The sequence below is a fragment of the Rhizobium sp. KDH_Rht_773_N genome, from assembly GCF_052946295.1.
In genome coordinates this window covers 3794926-3812375 of sequence record NZ_CM129525.1, presented here as the reverse complement: position 1 = coordinate 3812375, position 17450 = coordinate 3794926, and the positions used below count along the sequence as shown (strand labels likewise).

Here is a 17450-nt window from a genome sequence, read left to right as displayed (position 1 = left end):
ACATGGCCACCATTGGCAGCTACTACCCCAACCTCGTTGACGCATTCAAAGGCTCGGCCGAAGGCGCCGTCATCGAGCTTCTTTCCCAGCAGAACCCGATCCTCGACGACGCGATGGCCGTCGAATGCAACATGGATGCCGTGCACCGCCATATGGTGCGCACCGGCCTGCCCTCCGTTTCCTGGGGCCGGCTCTACCAGGGCATCAAGCAGTCGAAGGCGACGATGCAGCAGGTGGACGACACGACCGGCTTCGTGCATGCCCGCTCCGAAATCGACATGCGCCTGCTCGATCTCGCCCCGGACAAGGCCAAGGCCCGCCTGGTCGACACCATGCCCTTCATCGAGTCGCTCAGCCAGGAAATGGCGTCGGGCCTCTTCTACCACGACACGGCGACGACGCCGGAGAAGTTCAAGGGCCTTTCGGCCCGCTACTTAGCCTATAACCCCAACCTGCCGAACCCGGCCCAGCCGAACATCGCCAACCAGGTGGTCAACGGCGGCGGCACCGGGGCCGACAATACCTCGATCTGGTTCGTCACCTGGGGCGACCACGCCACCCACCTTCTCTACCCCAAGGGCACCAAGGCGGGTGTGAAGATCGACGACAAGGGCGAGCAGCGCGTGCTGGATGCCAATGGCGACCCCTACTATGCCAAGGAAACGCTCTATACCTGGCATATCGGGGCTGCCGTGAAGGACTGGCGCTACAACGCCCGCGTCGCCAATATCGACGTGTCCGACATGATGGCCGGCAACGTCGATCTCTGGTCGCTGATGCGCAAGGCCTACTACCGCCTGCAGTCGCGCCGGCTGAACGCCAAGGCCAGCCGCATCGCCATCTACATGAACAAGGATGTGCTGGAAGTGCTCGACGTGCAGTCTTCCGACCGCGCGCTGACATCCGACCGGCAGAACACCGTGCACCTGACCACGCAGTTCGTCGAGGGACAGGAAGTGAAGTTCTATCGCGGCATCCCGATCCGCGAGACGGACGCCATCCTCAACACCGAAGCCGCCGTTCCGGCGCTCGCCTGATCGGCTTCATCCAGCCCCGCCGCCCCAAGCGGCGGGCGGCCCTCTTTGAACCGGCCCGCCGTGACGAGCGGCGGGCAGTCCCCCCACGGAAAGGTATCCACCATGATCTTCGACCGGCAGACGCTGCTTTCGGACGCCCAGGCGATCACCGCGACCGGCCCCAGCACCAATGTCATCCATCTCGGCCCGGTCAGGGCCGGCATCACCCGCGATATCGGCAAGGGCGAGCCGATCCCCTTCCTCATCCAGGTGGTGGAAGGCTTCAACAACCTCACCTCGCTTGCCGTCACCATCCAGACCGACGACAACGAGGCCTTCGCCTCGCCGAAGGCCGTACTGACCACCACGCTCGGCCTCGCCGATCTCAAGGCCGGCAGGATCATCCCGCCGAGCCATATTCCGCACGGCACGGACGAGGCCTATCTGCGCCTGCTCTACACCGTGACCGGCACGGCGCCGACGACCGGCAGGATCACCGCCGGCTTCACCGCGGGCGTGCCCTCGCATGGTTGATGTCGTCGCCACCCTGTCCGGCTATTACGGCGGCGCCAGGCGCGACCCCGGCGAGCGTTTCACGCTTCCCGACAGCGTCTGGCGCGACGAGAAGCGCCGCCCGAAATGGGTGCGGCTGGCAAAGGCCGGCGAGAAGGTGCCGCCGCAGCCGGCCGAGCGCAAGGCGCCCGCCAGAGCCGCGGAGCCGGGAAGACCCACCGAGCCCGCGGCGGGCGCCGGCAACGGCGTGCAGGAAGCCCTTGGCGGCCCTGCCCCGGACTGGCTGGCGCCCGAGCTTCTGACCTCCTCCCCGCCTGGCGGCTGACCGAGACCGGCCGGCAGGCACTTTCGGGCGGCTTCGGCCGCTCTCTTTTTTCCGTTCCGCGAGGAAGAGCGCCGATGGCGAAACTCTACAACATGCAGCCCGTGCAGGGCGTCGTCATCGTTGCCGACGGCACGCTGATGTTCAACAACCGCCCCGTCATCGGCATCCGCGAGGCGGGCGAGGCCACGCTCTTTGCCGACAACCGGCCCGTGCTCGGCATCGAGATCGTCAGCGATGGCACGACGATCCATAACGGCCTGCCGGTGCTCGGCGCCGTGCGCATCACCGACGGGCGCAGCCTCTATGCCAATGCGCCCGTCATCCCCGTCAGGAGCGCCGGCGGCGAGCCTGTCGATCCCGACCGCTACATGCTCTTCGCCTCGCGCGGCGGGCGCCTGCCCTCCGGCTATGCGGTCGATACGACCGGCATCGGCCTTACCCATTTCGCAAGCCGGCTCACCTTCGGCAACGCGCCCTACAGGACGAGAGCGCCGCGTTTCCACTTTTCCGGCTTTGCGCTGAACGAAGGTTTCGGCCCGCAGGAAACGATCCTGCCCGGCAACGACGTCATGATCGACGGCGTGGAGCTGATCGTGCGCGGCACCGCCTATCCGGCCGATTTTGCCGGCGCGCCCGGCGCAACGATCGCCTCGGGCTCCAGGGGCGTCTATTGCGACTTCCCGGCCTTTGCGGGCGAGATCGGGCCGCTGGAGGATTTCCACGTCGTCACCCGCTGGCACATTGCCGCCGTCGGCCAGAAATTCATCGGCCCCGCCCGCATCCAGAAGCATCGCGGCGAAAAATACTGGGCGGCGGCCGATGCGCCGGCGCTGGCCGCCCTCATCGCCGCCGACGCCCCGACCACGGCCGCCCTCGACGCCTTCTACGCCGTCGCCCCCGGCAACCAGACGAACAGCCAGCTCATCTGCTACGGGCCGGACATCATGCTCGCCAAGGGCGGCTGGGACGGCCGGCCCGTCGTGCTCGGCGTCGGCGACAGCGTCGGCTACGGCCGCCAGGAAGTCTCGGCCTCCGCCGATGCCAGGGGCAATCTCGGCTGGCTCAGCAAATGGCTGGATGCCGAGGGCGGCCCCGGCCGCATCCCGCATCTCTTCATCGGCTGCCCCTCGGCCCAGTCCGCCCGCGAACTGGCCGCAAGCGCGCTGATGCGCTGGGATATCCTCGACGAGATCAGGGATTTCAACGCCGGCCGCTACCCTTTCACCGTCGTCGTCAACCAGATGGGCACCAACGACGCCAACACCACGACCGCCACCTGGAAATTGCGCCTCACCGGCCTGATCGCCCGCATCAAGGCCCGCCTCGGCAGCGACATGAGGGTGATCCAGTGCACCGTGCCGCCGCAGAACGGCACCACCGCCGCCTATTCCACCGCCGCCGCCATCACCGTCAGCGCACCGGTCTGGACGACGGGCCGCGCCAGCATCAACGACGATATCCGCGCCAACGCCGGCTTCGGCCACGACGGCTGCCTCGATGTCGACCGCGCCTGGACCGATTATCCCGACAACCCCGACAAATTCCGCGCCGCCACCGATCTCGGCCAGATCGGCACCCTCCTCTCCGTCACCCCCGGCGACGGCACGACCACCCACCCGACCGCCACCGCCGACTTCCACCCGAAGGTGGGCGACACGCTTCTCGTCGAATACCAGCCGGGCCTCTACGCCGACCGCGTGGTGATCGACGCCAGCGACAACGGCGACGGCACCTCCTCCGTCACCTTCGCCAACACCTACAACACCGCCTTCCAGCCCAACGCCCGCACCTACTGGGCCATCAGCCCCGAAGGCGTCCACCCGCAACCCGGCTACATCGACCGCTGGATCGTGCCGCGACTGGCGCAGGCGGATAAGGAGAGGCTGGTGGGGTGACGGGGCGGCGTGCGGGCGCGGGAGGGCGGACTGCCGCGCCTGCCGCCCGAACGGAAAAAAGGCCCCGCTCGCGCGAGGCCCCCAATCCGGGGAGAACATTTGTAGGCACCGCGACTATCCTTTAGGTTGGTCGCGCCCGCAATCCGCGAATTTTTACGTGTGTAAAATGAGGTTGCAGGCCCAACCGGGCTTCTGCGCTTCCGCAGCAGGCGCAAGGAAAACGTCGCCACGACGGTCCGTCAATCTACGCGAGCGCAACCGGTTCCCCTCGCCGGTTTGCAACCGGCATGTGACATCTGTTATATCTTTTGCCGGCAATCCCGATTACCAAGGCCGGGAAGGACCAGCTTCGCCTTCTGCCGGATTCGCAGCACGGCAGCGGCAAGCGAGAGCGGGCAGCAGGAAAGCCCACTCGAATCCGCCCACTGCAACCGATTGGAGAAAGCGCTGCCCAGGTGAGAAGCTCACCTGCATACGATACGCGATGAAACCGCTGCACTACCTTCTGATCATCTTCGCCGGGCCGCCATTTCTTGCCGCCGCGCTCGCGCTCGTTTTCTTCGTCATGGCGTCGCCCCATAACGAACAGGCCGACCCTCGCCCGACGGGAACGATCGGCGTCAGGAAAGGCGGCCGGCTCGGCAGTCCCGGCGATCTGGTTACGCCACATCGACCCGGCGGCGACTTTCGATAGATGGCGGAAACGACGGCTGCCTTCGGTCCTTAGTGCTGGTTCAGCGCCAGCCTGATCCGGTAGAAATTCTCCGCGTCCGGTTTGGCCTTCACGTCGCATTGTTTGGTGCCGATCGCCACGGTTTCGATCTCGCGCACGTCCGTGCTCAGCCAGATCGGCGCCTCGCGCGTATAGGAGCGGCCGGGCAGCGCGCGCCAGTTGGCGTAGAAAATGCCCACCTCCTGCCCCGCCGCGTTGAGATAGCTTGCGACGACGCAGACCTGGTCGTCGTCTTCGGGGTCTTCGTTCTTGAGCGTGATGCGCGAGGTGACGGAATTGCTGGCCGGGTCCGCGCGGAAGGCGAAACTGTAATATTGCGGCCGCTTCCAGTCCCACTTGTCCTCGACCAGCTCGCAATATCCGTCCTTGACGGCAAGGCATTGCCGGGCCGCCTGCACGCGCCAGACATAGTTCACCCAGCCGTCCTGATCAGGCACGGGAGCGTGGTCGCTGGTCAGAAGACCGAGGGCTATGGAAAGCTGCTTGAGAGTCGGCATCGCCGGATGCTGACGAAATTTGCTGCGGCGCGCAAGGGATCGATCCGCTTCCCCGCCGCGCTCAGGATTTGCGCGCCAGCGGCGGCAGCGGGACGAGCGGATTGTCCGGATCGTAGCTCGCCGTCGGCCGGCCCTTGCCGGGCTTGAGCACACCCGGCGCAAGCCGGCCCTGCGGCCCGAAGAGCGTGGCGCTGCCGGCGCACAGATGCGCGAGCGCCCGGTAGTCGAAATAGCGGAAGCTGCTGTCGGCAAGGAAGGCGGCCTCGTTATAGGCCTTGCCCTTGATCTCGGCAAAACGCGCCTCGGTCATGAAGGCATAGAGCGCCTTCTTGTCGAGCGCCGCCCCGCTGCAGAGCCTGGCGAGCGTATCGGCAAGCTTCACCACGCGCAATGTCTGGGCATCCGGGTTCGCAAGCGGTTTCAGGGCCTCGGCGACATAATGGTTCCTTGCCGGATCGCCGGTCATGGATTTCTTCCACGACGCCGGCATCTCGTCCGCCGCGGCAAGGCCCGCGCAGGCAATCATGAGGCTTGCGGCCAGCAGGCCGGATCTGAAACTATGGGCCAAGTCATCCCCCATCCGAGCAATCCAGATTGGCTTGAATCCGCAATGCAACGCAAGGTCAAAACTTTTGGGCGGCCGATTTCGAAATATTCCCGTCCGGCCATGCGAAGGCCCGGTTTAGCTTTCAACCTTTCGGGCTCCAACTTCGCGACATGCACCGGTCGTGGTGCAAACTCGAAGGGAAAAAATCCATGAGCAAGTTTGACATCTATCTGAGCCGCAGCGGCACGAACGCAATCTCGGGCGCAAGCCTGCCGATTTCGCTGGCCGACATCGAGGGCCACCACAATGCGGATGCGAGCGCAACCGCCCTTGCCGTGCCGGTCGAAGCCGTCAGCGACGAGCAGTTCTGGACCGTGACCGCCACGGATGCGGCAATCCGCGTCGATTTCCGCACGCCCGTGACCGCCACCACCGGCTGGCTGGTTCATGCCGGCGAAACGCGCTATTTCGGCGCCCGGATCGGCCAGTCGCCGTCCGTCATCCTCGCCTGATCCCCGCGGATCGTGGGCAGTTCGCCGTCCCTTTCACTACAGCGTCTAACAAGGAGAGCATTCACCATGCTTGGCCTTTCTCTCGGCTTGTCCCTCGGGACATCCACAAACATGCCGAACAGTGGCGGGGGCGGCGTCGAGCCCAACCGCTACATGTTCTTCGCCTCCCGCACCCGCATGCCCTCGGGCTTTCTCATGCCCGCCGCAAGCGGCCTCAACTATTTCGCAAGCAAGCTGAAATTCGGAAACGCCTCCTATGTGACGCGCGGCTTCCGCTTTCACTTCTCCGGCTTTGCGCTCAACGAGGGCTTCGGCCCGCAGGAAACGATCCTGCCCGGAAACGACGTGGTGATCGACGGCGTCGATCTCGTCATCGGCGGCGTGGCCTATCCCGGCACCTTCGCCGGCAGCCCCGGCGTGACGATCGCCTCCGGCGCAAAGGGCGCATGGTGCGATTTCCCGACCGCGCCCGATCTCGATGCCGAAGCGGATTTCGTCGTCGTCACCCGCTGGCACGTCAATGCCGGCCAGAACTTCGTCGGCCCTTACCGCATCCAGAAACATCGCGGCGAGAAATTCTGGGCCGCCGCCGACCCGACGGCACTGGAAGCCCTGATCGCAGCCGACGCGCCCGTCACGCCCTCGCTCGACGTGTTCTACACCGTCGCGCCGGGCAACCAGACGAATTCGCAGCAGATCTGCTACGGGCCGGACATGATGCTCGCCAAGGGCGAATGGGACGGCCGGCCCGTGGTCCTCGGCACCGCCGACAGTATCGGTTACGGACGCCAGGAAGTCTCCGCCTCTGCCGATGCCAGGGGCAATCTCGGCTGGGAAAGCAAATGGCTCGATGCCGATGGCGATCTCGGCCGCATTCCCCATATGATCATCGGTTGCCCCTCGGCCCAGTCGGCGCGGGAACTGACGACCAGCGCCTTCCTGCGCTGGGACATCCTCGACGACATCAAGGCCTTCAACGGCGGCAAATACCCGTTCACGGTCGTGCTCAACCAGATGGGCACGAACGACGCCAACACGACGACCGCAACCTGGAAATCCCGCATGACGGGCCTGATCTCGCGCATCAAGGCGCGGCTCGGAAGCGACATGCGGGTGATCCAGTGCACCGTGCCGCCGCAGAACAGCTCCAGTACGGCCTTTGCGACCGCGGCCGGAATCGCCGTCAACGCCGCCGTATGGGTTACCGGCCGCAACAGCATCAACGATGATATCCGCAGCAATACCGGCTTCGGCCATGACGGTTACATCGATATCGACCGCGCCTGGACGGACTATCCGACAAATCCGGATAAGTTCCGCGCGGCCACCGACATCGGCCAGATCGGCACGATGCTGTCCTATACGCCGGGCGACGGCGGGAGCGTCCTGAGTTCGGGTGTAATTGGCGGCTTCGTTCCGAGGGTCGGCGATGTCATTGTGGTTGAATATCAGCCCGCGACATATGCTACCCGCATCATCAATGCAGTGACCGACAATGGCGACGGTACCTATAGTACCGGCTTCACGCTGAACGCCGTAACTGTCTTCCAGGCCAATGCTGCAATCTACTGGGCAGTCAGCCCCGAAGGCATCCACCCGCAGCCCGGCTACATCGACCACTGGATCGTGCCCCGCCTGCCCCAATCTGAGAAAGCGACGCTACTCGGCTGATCCGATCGTCCTTTGTCGGATCCCGCAGGCCCGGTCCGAGCCCCCCTCGAAGCAAGGATTTCACGCTGGCCGGTTACGCCGATAGCGTGAAATTCGGCCGTTTCGACGGCCTGCCCCCGACCCGGCCATCTTCAACCAATCAGGAAAACTGGCCGCGCCGGCCGAGAATCGATTTGAGCGCGCCGAGATGGCCTTCGGCCCTGTCGGCCGAGCGGGGGAAGGCGTCGCGGATATGGCGGGTGTAGTACCAGCCGGGCGACGTGGCGCTAATCAGGTTCTGGTAAACGACCGGCGGCACGTTGAAATAGCGGCGGTGGCCCTTCAGGCGAATCTCGATGTCGAGGACCCCTGTCGACGGGTCGTAGGCAACGGATTTCACGAGTTTTGACGAGAGTTCCATTGTTGCTCCTATGCTGCGCCGCACAATGGAACCACGGTTATGATAATAGTCAAGCCTCCGTAATGTTTCGGGACACTTTACCTCAGAGACCTTGCCTGACGTAAACGCCGCGCTAAAAGGCCGATCCGCCTCACGCGGCCGCCCTGCGGCAAGCCCGCCCCCGCCGCCCCCTTGACCGCAATTTCCGTTTTCCGTTGAACCTGCCCGAGTTCTCCCGCTATATAGGAGAAAACGGAAAATCTCGGAGACAAGCATGCGGCAGGAAGATATCGAGGAGACCGTAGCCGAGAGCGGCTACCGGCAGATCCGGGCGGATATCCTCTTCGGGCGGCTTGCGCCGGGGCAGAAGCTGAAGCTGGAAAATCTCAAAGGCGCCTATGGCACCAGCGTCAGCACGCTGCGCGAGATCCTCAACCGGCTGACCTCGGAAGGGCTTGTCGTGGCCGAGGGCCAGCGCGGTTTCGAGGTGGCGCCGGTTTCGGTGGCCGACCTGCGCGAGATTGCCGGCCTGCGGCTGCTCCTGGAGGAACATGCGCTGGAACAATCCTTCGAACAGGGGGATGTGGAATGGGAGGCGCAGCTCGTTTCGGCCCATTACAAGCTGGCGCGCATGGAAAAGGTGATGGCATCCGGCGATACCAGCCAGGCCGAGGACTGGAAGCGTTATGACTGGGAATTCCATCAGGCGCTGATTGCCGCCTGCGGCTCGCGGCTTCTGATGGAAACGCATTCTTCCGTCTTCGACAAATACCTGCGCTATCAGATGGTGGCGCTTTCCTATCGCGGCAGCGTGGCCGAAGAGGAGCACCGGCAGCTTCTGGAGGCGGCGCTGCGGCGCGACAGCGCGACCGCCAAGCAAATCCTGCAGCGCCATATCCAGGCCGGTGTCGAACATGCGCTCGGCCGCGGGCTGCTCGCCGCCCTGCCCGCCCAGAGATGAAGCGGGACGCAACCTGATGCCGAGCGAAAAACAGATGCCGAAGACGGCCGGCGAAGCCTCCGAAACGATCAGCGACGTCGTCTTCCGGCGCGTCCGGCAGGACATCATTTCCGGCGCGCTGGCGCCGGGCGCCCGCATCAAGCTCGAGCAGGCGCGCGAACATTATTCGATCAGCGTCTCCTCTCTGCGCGAGATCCTGAGCCGCCTTGCCATGGAAAACCTGGTGCTTGCCGAGGGCCAGCGCGGCTTCGAGGTGAGCCCGGCCTCGGTGAAGGAGCTGGAAGAGCTTGCCGATCTGCGCACCGTGCTCGAAACCCACGCGATCGGGCTTTCCTTTGCCGCCGGAAACCTGGAATGGGAAGGCCGCATCGTCGCCGCCCACCACAAGCTGGCCGCCGCCGAGCGCAAGCTGCTCTCCGGCGATGCGTCACGGACGGTCGACTGGGTGCGCTACGACTGGGAATTTCATCAGGCGATCGTCTCGGCCTGCAATTCGGCGACGCTGATGGCGACGTTGTCCTCGGTCTTCGACCGGTTTCTGAGGTACCACATGCTGGCGCGGAGCTTTCGCGGCCAGGCCGTGGTGGACGATCACAAGCTGCTGTTCGAGCTGGCGCTGAAACGCGATGTCGAGGGCGCGCGCGCGGTGATCGTGCGGCATGTGCAGAGCGGGGTGGCGCATGTGCTGAAGAGCGGGCGGATCGGGTGAGCGGCTGACGATTGGGTTTGCCTCACCCCGCATCCCGCGGAATCCCCTCCGGCCGCATCTGCTTCTTCAGCGCCGCAATCCGGAAGATCGCGTTCGGCGCCCCGTAGCCGCGATAGCTGCGCCGCTCCACCACCTCGAAGAAGAAACCCTCTCCATAGGTGCCGCTGTAGAGCTGGAAATATTCCCCCTCGCCATCCCGGTCGTAGAGGATGTTTTCCGCCTTCAGCCGCTCCGTCAGCGCCGGTTCCAGCCCGAAGCGGGCCTCCACGTCGTCGTAATAGTTCGGCGAGATCGGCAGGGCCTTGAAGCCCCTGGCGCGCAAGGCTTCGGCAGTGGCAAAGATATCCTTGGTCGAGAATGCCAGGTGCTGGATGCCGGAGCCGAATTTTTCGGCGATGAAATGGCCGGCGAGCGTGCGGCGGTTTTCAGCGCCGTTCATGGTGATGCGCAGCGTGCCCGCCTCGTTTTCGATCACCTGGCTGCGCACCACGCCCGCCGGGTCGATAATGTCGACCATGGGGGTTTTGCGGGTGTCGAAGATCGAGGTGTAGAAAAGCAGCCAGGTCAGCATCTCGTCATAGGCCACCGTCTGGGCGATATGATCGACCTGCAGGAGGCCGGTATCGCCGGCGTGCTCTGCATCGCCGGCGTGCTTTGCATCGCCTGCGATGCCCTCCTCCGCGACAGGCTCGAAATCGATCTCCGAGAAACGGCCGAGCGGGCTCTTTTCGTCGATGAGGTAGATCAGCCCGCCGCCCACGCCCCGGATCGCCGGCAGCTGCAGCTCGCCCGCCGCCACCGGCTGGGCGAAGGCTTCGGCATCGAGCGCCAGCGCCCGCGCATAGGCCTCCGCCGCATCGTCGACCACGAGCGCCATCGCATAGGCGAAGGTGCCGTGCACGGCATAGGCGGCATTGGCAAAACCTGCCGGATCGACATTGACGAGGATGCGGATCGCGCCCTGCTGGAACAGCGTCACCTTCTTGGAGCGGTGCACCGCCGCCTTGCGGAAGCCGAGCGCTTCCAGAAGGGCGACAAGCTCCACCGCCTCCTCCGCATCGGTTGCGAATTCGACGAAGCCGACGCCCCTGACGGCGGCTCGCTCCGGCATGTCGATGCCGACAGGCGTGTCCACCTTGCGGCGGATCTGGTCTGCCAGATAGATCAGCGAGCGGTGGCCGTCGGCGGCGATTTCGCGTGTCGAGCCGCCGCGGAACTGGTCGTTGAAGATTTCCAGCGAGAAGAAGCCGTCATAGCCGGTGGAGGCCACGGCCTCGGTAAATGCGGTGACGGGCAGGTCGCCCTCGCCCGGCATGTTGCGGAAGTGCCTGGACCAGTAGAGCAGGTCCATGTCGATCAGCGGCGCATCGGCCAGCTGCACGATGAAGATCTTCTCCTTCGGGATCGAGCGGATGGAATTGATGTCGATCTTGCGCGACAGCGAATGGAAACTGTCGAGGATCAGCCCGACATTCTCGTGGTCGGCGCGGCGCACGATCTCCCAGGCATCGCGGTGGTCGTTGACGAAGCGGCCCCAGGCAAGCGCCTCGTAGCCCACCTTCAGCCCGCGTCTGGCCGCCCGCTCGCCAAGCTCGCGGAAATCGGCCGCCGCCCGGTCGATGCCGCCAAGGGCTGCCTGCGAAACGTTGGAGCAGACGAGCACCATGTCGGTGCCGAGTTCCTGCATGATGTCGAACTTGCGCTCGGCCCGGTCGAAGGTGCGGCTGCGCAAGGCATCCGGCATGCCCTCGAAATCGCGGAAGGGCTGGAACAGCGTGATCGTGAGGCCGAGATCGCGCGCCATGCGGCCGACATCGGCGGGGCTGCCGTCGAAGGCCAGGAAATCGTTTTCGAAAATCTCCACGCCGTCGAAGCCGGCGCGCGCGATCGCTTCGAGTTTTTCCGGCAATTCGCCTGAAAGCGTCACTGTCGCAATCGAGGTCTTCATGTCAGCAAATCCTCCTCCTTCGGGCCGCGCTGGCCGCGGCGCGCCAATCTCCTGATGGCATTATGGTGAATGTCGTGAGGATTTCAATTCAATTGATCAAATCAAAAGTCTCATATGATTTTCAAAAACTATGTTGATTTATGAGCGCCCCTCTGGCAAACATGGTTGCGAACAGTCGGGAGAGGATGACTGTCGGGCCGCCCGTGCCCTTGCCCGGCGGCCGTGCAAAAGGAGGAGAATTGCAATGCTGAAGTCTTTGCTGACGCGGCGTGGCACCCTGCTGGGTGCCGCCGCTCTCGTGGCTGCGGTCGGTCTCGCAAACCCGGCCGCCGCCGTCACCCCGGAAGAAATCAAGGCCCGCGGCAAGCTGATCGTCGGCATCCAGGGCGACAACCCGCCATGGGGCTTCGTCACCAGCGCCGGCAAGCAGGACGGTTTCGATGCCGATATGGGTGCGGCCTATGCCAAGGAACTCGGCGTCGAGGTGGAATTCGTGCCGCTCGAAGTCAACAACCGCATCCCGGCGCTGACGTCCGGCCGCGTCGACGTGCTCTTTGCCACCATGGCCATGCTGCCCGACCGCGCCAAGGCGGTGCAGTTCAGCCAGCCCTATAATGCCAATGCCATCGTGCTGATCGGCCCCAAGAACAAGTCGATCAAGACCAACGAGGACATGGCGAACCTGACCATCTCCGTCGCCAAGGGTGCCGCGCAGGATACGCAGGTGACGAAAAACGCCCCGCCGACCGCCACCATCCGCCGCTTCGACGGCGATGCGGCAAGCGTGCAGGCGCTGGTTTCCGGCCAGGTCGATGCGCTCGGCGGCAACATCTTCTACATGGACCGCGTCGAAAAGGCCCGCCCCGGCGAATTCGAAAACAAGCTGGAATTCCAGAAGCTCTATAACGGCGCCTGCACCCGCCTCGGCGAAAAGGAGCTCAACGCCTCGATCAACGCCTTCATCGACAAGATCAAGGCCAATGGCGAACTGAAGAAGATCTACGACAAGTGGATGAAGGTGCCGGTTCCGGAATTCCCGAAGAGCCTCGACGGCATTCCGTTCACCGCCGGCTGACGCCGTCTCTGCCGTCATCCTCGGGCCTGCCCCGAGGATGACGACCGGAGCCAGAGACCCAGCCCCGTTCGAGGTGCGCGACATGACCAGAACCATCTTCGTCCTCAACGGACCGAACCTCAACCTGCTCGGCGAGCGCGAGCCGCATATTTACGGCGCCACCACGCTTGCCGATATCCGGCAAAAATGCGCGGCAAAGGCTGAAAGCCTCGGCTTTGCGATCGATTTCCGCCAGACGAATTTCGAGGGCGAGCTGGTGGAAAGCGTGCATCAGGCCCGCGGGCGAGCCTGCGGCATCATCATCAATCCCGCCGGCTACACCTTCACCTCGATTGCCCTTCTCGATGCGCTCAAGACCTTCGATGCGCCGAAGATCGAGCTGCATATTTCCAACGTCCATGCCCGCGAGGAAATCTATCACAAATCGCTCGTCTCGCGCGTTGCCACCGCCATCCTGATCGGCTTCGGCGCCCGCGGCTACGAGCTGGCGATAGAGGCAATGTCGGGAATGGTGGACGCGGATATGGCGAAAGCGGCAAGGACAGCATGAACTACCAACTGGATTTCACCCCCGTCATCGACGGCATGCCGAGCCTGCTGCTCGGCTGTCTCGGCACCTTCCTGCTGGCCATCTGCGGCATGGCGCTTGCCGTGGTCATCGGCATCGGCGGCGTGGCGCTGAGGGATTCGCATGTCAAGGCGCTGCGCTGGCTGGTGATCGGCTTCGTCGAGCTCATCCGCAACACGCCCTTCCTGGTGCAGATCTTCTTCCTCTTCTTCGCCTTGCCGCTGATCGGCATCCGGCTCGCCCCGACGCCGACGGCAATCATCGCGCTCGGCATCAATGGCGGCGCCTATGCGATCGAGATCATCCGCGGCGGCGTGCAATCCATCCCGCGCGGCCAGATGGAAGCCGGCCTCGCACTCGGCCTGCACAAGGTGCAGGTCTTCCGCCTCATCATCCTGAAGCCGGCGCTGCGGGCGATCTACCCGTCGCTCACCAGCCAGTTCGTGCTGCTGACGCTCTCGACCAGCATCTGCTCGGCCATCTCGGCCTATGAGCTGACCTCGGTGGCGCAGCGCATCGAATCCGACAGTTTCCGCAGCTTCGAGGTCTATTTCACCATCACCGTCTTCTACCTCGTCATTTCCTGGCTGATGATGCGCCTCTTCGCGTTTTTCTCGGCCCGTTATTTCACCTATCCGGTCAAGTGAGGGCGCCATGGGCAGCGAAGAATTCACCTTCCTTCTGATCGGCCTGAAATGGACCGTGCTCCTGTCGGCCGTCGGCTTCGTCTGCGGCTGCGTTGCCGGCCTTGCCGTGGCGCTGGCGCGCACCCGCGGCAACCCGCTCATGGAGCGCGTCATGGCCGCCTATATCGCCGTCTTCCAGGGCACGCCGCTTCTGATGCAGCTCTTCGTCACCTATTACGGGCTGGCGCTGATCGGCTTCAAGCTCGATGCCTGGGAGGCGGTGGCGATCGGCCTGACGCTGCATGCCAGCGCCTATCTCGGCGAGATCTGGCGCGGCGCGATCGAGGCCGTGCCGCGCGGCCAGACGGAGGCGGCCAAGGCGCTCAGCCTCAAATATGTCTCGCGCATGAAGGACGTGATCCTGCCGCAGGCGATCCGCATTTCGCTGCCGGCCACGATCGGCTTCCTCGTGCAGCTCATCAAGGGCACGTCGCTCGCCTCCATCGTCGGCTTCACGGAGCTGACGCGGGCCGGCAACATCATCTCCAACCAGATCTTCCAGCCGCTCACCGTCTTCGGCATCGTCGGCATCCTCTATTTCCTGATGTGCTGCCCGCTGACCATTCTCGGCGCCCGCCTGGAGCGCCGCTTCAACGCGGCCCACGCGCGCTGACGCCGCGCCCTCACGAACTGGACCAGACACCATGAACCCAGACACCATGAGCAACGCACCCGCACCCTCCTCCGAAACCATGATCACCATGCGCCATGTGGAAAAATGGTACGGCGCCTTCCAGGCCCTGCACGATATCAATATCGACGTGCGCCGGGGCGAGCGCATCGTGCTCTGCGGCCCCTCCGGCAGCGGAAAATCGACGCTGATCCGCTGCATCAACCATCTGGAAACCTACGAGAAGGGCGAGATCCGCGTCGGCGGCATCCTGCTCGGCAACCAGGCCAGGGCGATCGACGCCATCAGGCGCGAGGTCGGCATGGTCTTCCAGCAGTTCAACCTCTTCCCGCACCTGACCGTGCTGCAGAACTGCATGCTGGCGCCGATGCGGGCGCTGGGCGTCACCAAGGCCGAAGCCGAGGAGCGCGCCCGCACCCTGCTGGCCCGCGTCAAGATCTCCGAACAGGCGGAGAAATATCCGGTGCAGCTTTCCGGCGGCCAGCAGCAGCGCGTGGCGATCGCGCGCGCGCTCTGCATGCGCCCCAAGGTGATGCTCTTCGACGAGCCGACTTCGGCGCTCGATCCGGAAATGGTCAAGGAAGTGCTGGATACGATGATCAGCCTGGCCGAGGAAGGCATGACGATGATCTGCGTGACCCATGAAATGGGCTTTGCCCGCCAGGTCGCCAACCGGGTGATCTTCATGGCAAGCGGGGCGATCGTGGAAGAGGCGGCCCCGGCCGAATTCTTCACCAACCCCCGCCACGAGCGCACCCGCAAGTTCCTCGGCGAGATCCTGCGCCACTAGAGCAATTCCAGCAAAAGTGTGCAGCGGTTTTGCGTCCGGAATTGCGGAAAAAACAATGAGCTGGAGCATTGAAGGCGATGCTCCGGTCGCCTCAAAGGGAGAAGCTGCATGTCACAACGCCCCCTCGCAATCGCGGTCATGGGCGCCGGGCTGATCGGCAGGCGCCATATCGAAGGCGTGCTGGCCGAGCCGCGCACGGCGCTTGCCGCCGTCATCGACCCCTCGCCCGCCGCGCGCGAGGAAGCCGCAAGGAACGGCCTGCCCTGGTTTGCAAGCCTTGCCGAAGCGCTGGCGGGCGGCGTCATCCCCGATGGCGTCATCATTGCCACGCCCAATCAGCTGCATGTGGCAAACGCGCTGGAGGCGCTGGCGGCCGGCCTGCCGATGCTCATCGAAAAGCCGATCGCCGACGATGCGGCCGCCGCAGCCTCCCTCGTCGCCAGGGCGGAATCGGCGGGCGTGCCCATCCTCACCGGCCACCACCGCCGCCACAACCCGATCATCGCCGCGGCCAGGCGCCTCGTCGAAAGCGGCCGGCTCGGCCGCATCCGCGCCGTGCATGCCAGCTTCTGGGTCGCCAAGCCCGAGGACTATTTCGAGGCGGCATGGCGGCGCGAACCGGGCGCCGGGCCGATCTTCATCAACCTCATCCACGATGTCGATCTCCTGCGCCATCTGATCGGCGAGGTCGAAAGCGTGCATGCGATGGAAAGCAATGCCGCGCGCGGCCATGCGGTGGAAGACACCGCCACCGTGCTCCTGCGCTTTGCCGGCGGCGCGCTCGCTACGCTGAGCGCATCCGACGCCGTGCCCTCGCCCTGGAGCTGGGAGCGGACCTCGGGCGAAAACCCCGCCTTCCCGCGCGAGGACCAGTTCTGCTACCAGATCGGCGGCACGCAAGGCGCGCTCACCATCCCCGATCTTGCGCTCTGGACCAACGAGACCCGCCCCGACTGGCGCGAGAAACTGACAAGAGAGCGCCTGCCCGTCACGCCGGCCGACCCGCTGACCCTGCAGCTCCAGCACTTCTGCGATGTCGTCGAAGGCACCGCCGCCCCCCTCGTCAGCGGCCGCGAGGGGCTGGCGACGCTCGAGGTGATCGAGGCGATCAAGGCTTCCGCCCGCACGGGAAGGACTATTTTCCTAAAAGGTCAGGCATCATGATTTCCGGCACCACAAAGCTGATCGCCCATCTCGGCTACCCGACGGAAAGCTTCAAGGCGCCGCTGATCTACAACCCCTATTTCGAGGAACAGGGCATCGACGCCGTCGTCATGCCCATGGGCTGCCGGCCGGAAGATTACCCCGCCTTCGTCAGGCTGCTCTTCCGCCTGACCAATATCCACGGCGCCCTCGTCACCATGCCGCACAAGATCCCGACCATGCACCTGCTGGACGAGATCTCCACCAACGCCCGCGTCGCCGGCTCCTGCAACGCCATCAAGCTCGGCCCCGACGGCAAGTTGATCGGCGACATGTTCGACGGCGAAGGTTTCGTGCGCGGCCTCAAGCGCAAGGGCCAGCAGATCACAGGCGCCAGAGCCCTCATCATCGGCGCCGGCGGCGTCGGCTCGGCCATAGCGGCCTCCCTCGCCGCCGCCGAAATCGCCCACCTCGCCCTCCACGACGACAACAAGGCGGCGTTGGAAGGCCTGAAGGCCCGCCTCAACACCTGGTACCCCGCCACCCCGGTCACATCAGGCACCAGCGACCCCGAAGGCTTCGACATCGTCATCAACGCCACCCCGCTCGGCATGCGCAAGGACGACCCGCTGCCGGTGGACGTGAACAGGCTCTCGGCCGGAACTTTCGTGGGCGAAGTGGTGATGAAGGAGGAGATCACGCCGTTTCTGGCGGCCGCGCGGGAGAGAGGGTGCCGGTATCAGGTGGGGACGGATATGCTGTTCGAGCAGATACCGGCGTATTTGGAGTTTTTCGGGTTTGGCACGACGACGGCGGAGCATTTGAGGCGGGTGGCGCGGTTGTGATGTGGG

General features: G+C 64.7%; 20 protein-coding genes. 16 read left to right on the top strand and 4 right to left on the bottom strand.

Features of this window, described 5'->3' with window-relative positions:
- Nucleotides 1-2: 2 nt before the first annotated feature.
- The 5 genes from ACU8HS_RS18885 (at nt 3) to ACU8HS_RS18865 (ending at nt 4443) form a co-directional block, all read left to right on the top strand.
- Entirely contained in the window at nt 3-1037 is a 1035-nt protein-coding gene (locus ACU8HS_RS18885; protein ID WP_112754144.1) for a major capsid protein, read from the top strand.
- Nucleotides 1038-1139: 102 nt separating this feature from the next.
- Entirely contained in the window at nt 1140-1550 is a 411-nt protein-coding gene (locus ACU8HS_RS18880; RefSeq protein ID WP_112566482.1) for a Bbp16 family capsid cement protein, read from the top strand.
- Nucleotides 1543-1854 (top strand): hypothetical protein, encoded by a 312-nt coding sequence (locus ACU8HS_RS18875; protein ID WP_447014922.1) that lies wholly within the window; start codon nt 1543-1545, stop codon nt 1852-1854. The genes ACU8HS_RS18880 and ACU8HS_RS18875 overlap by 8 nt, the downstream gene beginning before the upstream one ends.
- A 74-nt stretch (nt 1855-1928) precedes the next feature.
- Nucleotides 1929-3749: a hypothetical protein gene (locus tag ACU8HS_RS18870; RefSeq protein ID WP_447014921.1), complete on the top strand. Its 1821-nt coding sequence runs from the start codon at nt 1929-1931 to the stop codon at nt 3747-3749.
- Between the two features lie 484 nt (nt 3750-4233).
- Nucleotides 4234-4443, top strand: coding sequence for a hypothetical protein (locus ACU8HS_RS18865; RefSeq protein WP_112566488.1), 210 nt, complete (start codon nt 4234-4236; stop codon nt 4441-4443).
- A 29-nt stretch (nt 4444-4472) separates the two neighbouring features.
- Here the strand turns inward: ACU8HS_RS18865 and ACU8HS_RS18860 are convergent, their stop codons facing one another.
- Nucleotides 4473-4979, bottom strand: coding sequence for a hypothetical protein (locus ACU8HS_RS18860; RefSeq protein WP_447014920.1), 507 nt, complete (start codon nt 4977-4979; stop codon nt 4473-4475).
- 61 nt (nt 4980-5040) lie between these two features.
- Nucleotides 5041-5547 carry a hypothetical protein gene (locus ACU8HS_RS18855; RefSeq protein ID WP_447014919.1) on the bottom strand — a complete coding sequence of 169 codons (507 nt, stop codon included), beginning with the start codon at nt 5545-5547 and terminating at the stop codon, nt 5041-5043.
- A gap of 188 nt (nt 5548-5735) precedes the next feature.
- On the opposite strand from ACU8HS_RS18855, the gene ACU8HS_RS18850 reads away from it, so the two are divergent.
- Together ACU8HS_RS18850 and ACU8HS_RS18845 are read left to right on the top strand one after the other, a co-directional pair.
- A complete protein-coding gene (locus tag ACU8HS_RS18850; protein ID WP_112758879.1) occupies nt 5736-6038 on the top strand; it encodes a hypothetical protein in 303 nt (100 codons plus the stop codon).
- Between the two features lie 111 nt (nt 6039-6149).
- On the top strand, nt 6150-7709 hold the full coding sequence (locus tag ACU8HS_RS18845; protein ID WP_447014918.1) for a hypothetical protein: 1560 nt from the start codon (nt 6150-6152) through the stop codon (nt 7707-7709).
- 139 nt (nt 7710-7848) lie between these two features.
- Here the strand turns inward: ACU8HS_RS18845 and ACU8HS_RS18840 are convergent, their stop codons facing one another.
- Nucleotides 7849-8109, bottom strand: a complete 261-nt coding sequence (locus ACU8HS_RS18840; protein WP_447014917.1) for a KTSC domain-containing protein — start codon at nt 8107-8109, stop codon at nt 7849-7851.
- Between the two features lie 253 nt (nt 8110-8362).
- On the opposite strand from ACU8HS_RS18840, the gene ACU8HS_RS18835 reads away from it, so the two are divergent.
- Both ACU8HS_RS18835 and ACU8HS_RS18830 read left to right on the top strand, forming a co-directional pair.
- Nucleotides 8363-9049 (top strand): GntR family transcriptional regulator, encoded by a 687-nt coding sequence (locus ACU8HS_RS18835; RefSeq protein ID WP_112705983.1) that lies wholly within the window; start codon nt 8363-8365, stop codon nt 9047-9049.
- Nucleotides 9050-9065: 16 nt separating this feature from the next.
- Nucleotides 9066-9758, top strand: coding sequence for a GntR family transcriptional regulator (locus tag ACU8HS_RS18830; protein ID WP_112566563.1), 693 nt, complete (start codon nt 9066-9068; stop codon nt 9756-9758).
- A 22-nt stretch (nt 9759-9780) separates the two neighbouring features.
- Here ACU8HS_RS18830 and ACU8HS_RS18825 read toward each other — a convergent pair whose 3' ends face one another.
- The gene (locus ACU8HS_RS18825) at nt 9781-11706 is read right to left on the bottom strand and encodes a bifunctional sugar phosphate isomerase/epimerase/4-hydroxyphenylpyruvate dioxygenase family protein (RefSeq protein ID WP_447014916.1); all 1926 of its coding nucleotides are present in this window, start codon (nt 11704-11706) and stop codon (nt 9781-9783) included.
- Nucleotides 11707-11950: 244 nt separating this feature from the next.
- Here ACU8HS_RS18825 and ACU8HS_RS18820 point away from each other — a divergent pair, with 244 nt between their 5' ends.
- From ACU8HS_RS18820 to ACU8HS_RS18790, 7 genes are all read left to right on the top strand, one after another.
- The gene (locus ACU8HS_RS18820; protein ID WP_447014915.1) at nt 11951-12781 is read left to right on the top strand and encodes a transporter substrate-binding domain-containing protein; all 831 of its coding nucleotides are present in this window, start codon (nt 11951-11953) and stop codon (nt 12779-12781) included.
- 82 nt (nt 12782-12863) lie between these two features.
- Nucleotides 12864-13331 carry a type II 3-dehydroquinate dehydratase gene (gene aroQ, locus ACU8HS_RS18815; protein WP_447014914.1) on the top strand — a complete coding sequence of 156 codons (468 nt, stop codon included), beginning with the start codon at nt 12864-12866 and terminating at the stop codon, nt 13329-13331.
- A complete protein-coding gene (locus ACU8HS_RS18810; protein WP_112566512.1) occupies nt 13328-13996 on the top strand; it encodes an amino acid ABC transporter permease in 669 nt (222 codons plus the stop codon). Before aroQ ends, ACU8HS_RS18810 begins: the two co-directional genes overlap by 4 nt.
- A 7-nt stretch (nt 13997-14003) precedes the next feature.
- On the top strand, nt 14004-14648 hold the full coding sequence (locus ACU8HS_RS18805; RefSeq protein ID WP_447014913.1) for an amino acid ABC transporter permease: 645 nt from the start codon (nt 14004-14006) through the stop codon (nt 14646-14648).
- Between the two features lie 79 nt (nt 14649-14727).
- Nucleotides 14728-15456, top strand: a complete 729-nt coding sequence (locus tag ACU8HS_RS18800) for an amino acid ABC transporter ATP-binding protein (RefSeq protein ID WP_113414628.1) — start codon at nt 14728-14730, stop codon at nt 15454-15456.
- Nucleotides 15457-15564: 108 nt separating this feature from the next.
- Nucleotides 15565-16620 (top strand): Gfo/Idh/MocA family protein, encoded by a 1056-nt coding sequence (locus ACU8HS_RS18795; protein WP_447014912.1) that lies wholly within the window; start codon nt 15565-15567, stop codon nt 16618-16620.
- The gene (locus tag ACU8HS_RS18790; RefSeq protein ID WP_447014911.1) at nt 16617-17444 is read left to right on the top strand and encodes a shikimate dehydrogenase family protein; all 828 of its coding nucleotides are present in this window, start codon (nt 16617-16619) and stop codon (nt 17442-17444) included. Before ACU8HS_RS18795 ends, ACU8HS_RS18790 begins: the two co-directional genes overlap by 4 nt.
- The last annotated feature ends 6 nt before the right edge of the window (nt 17445-17450 follow it).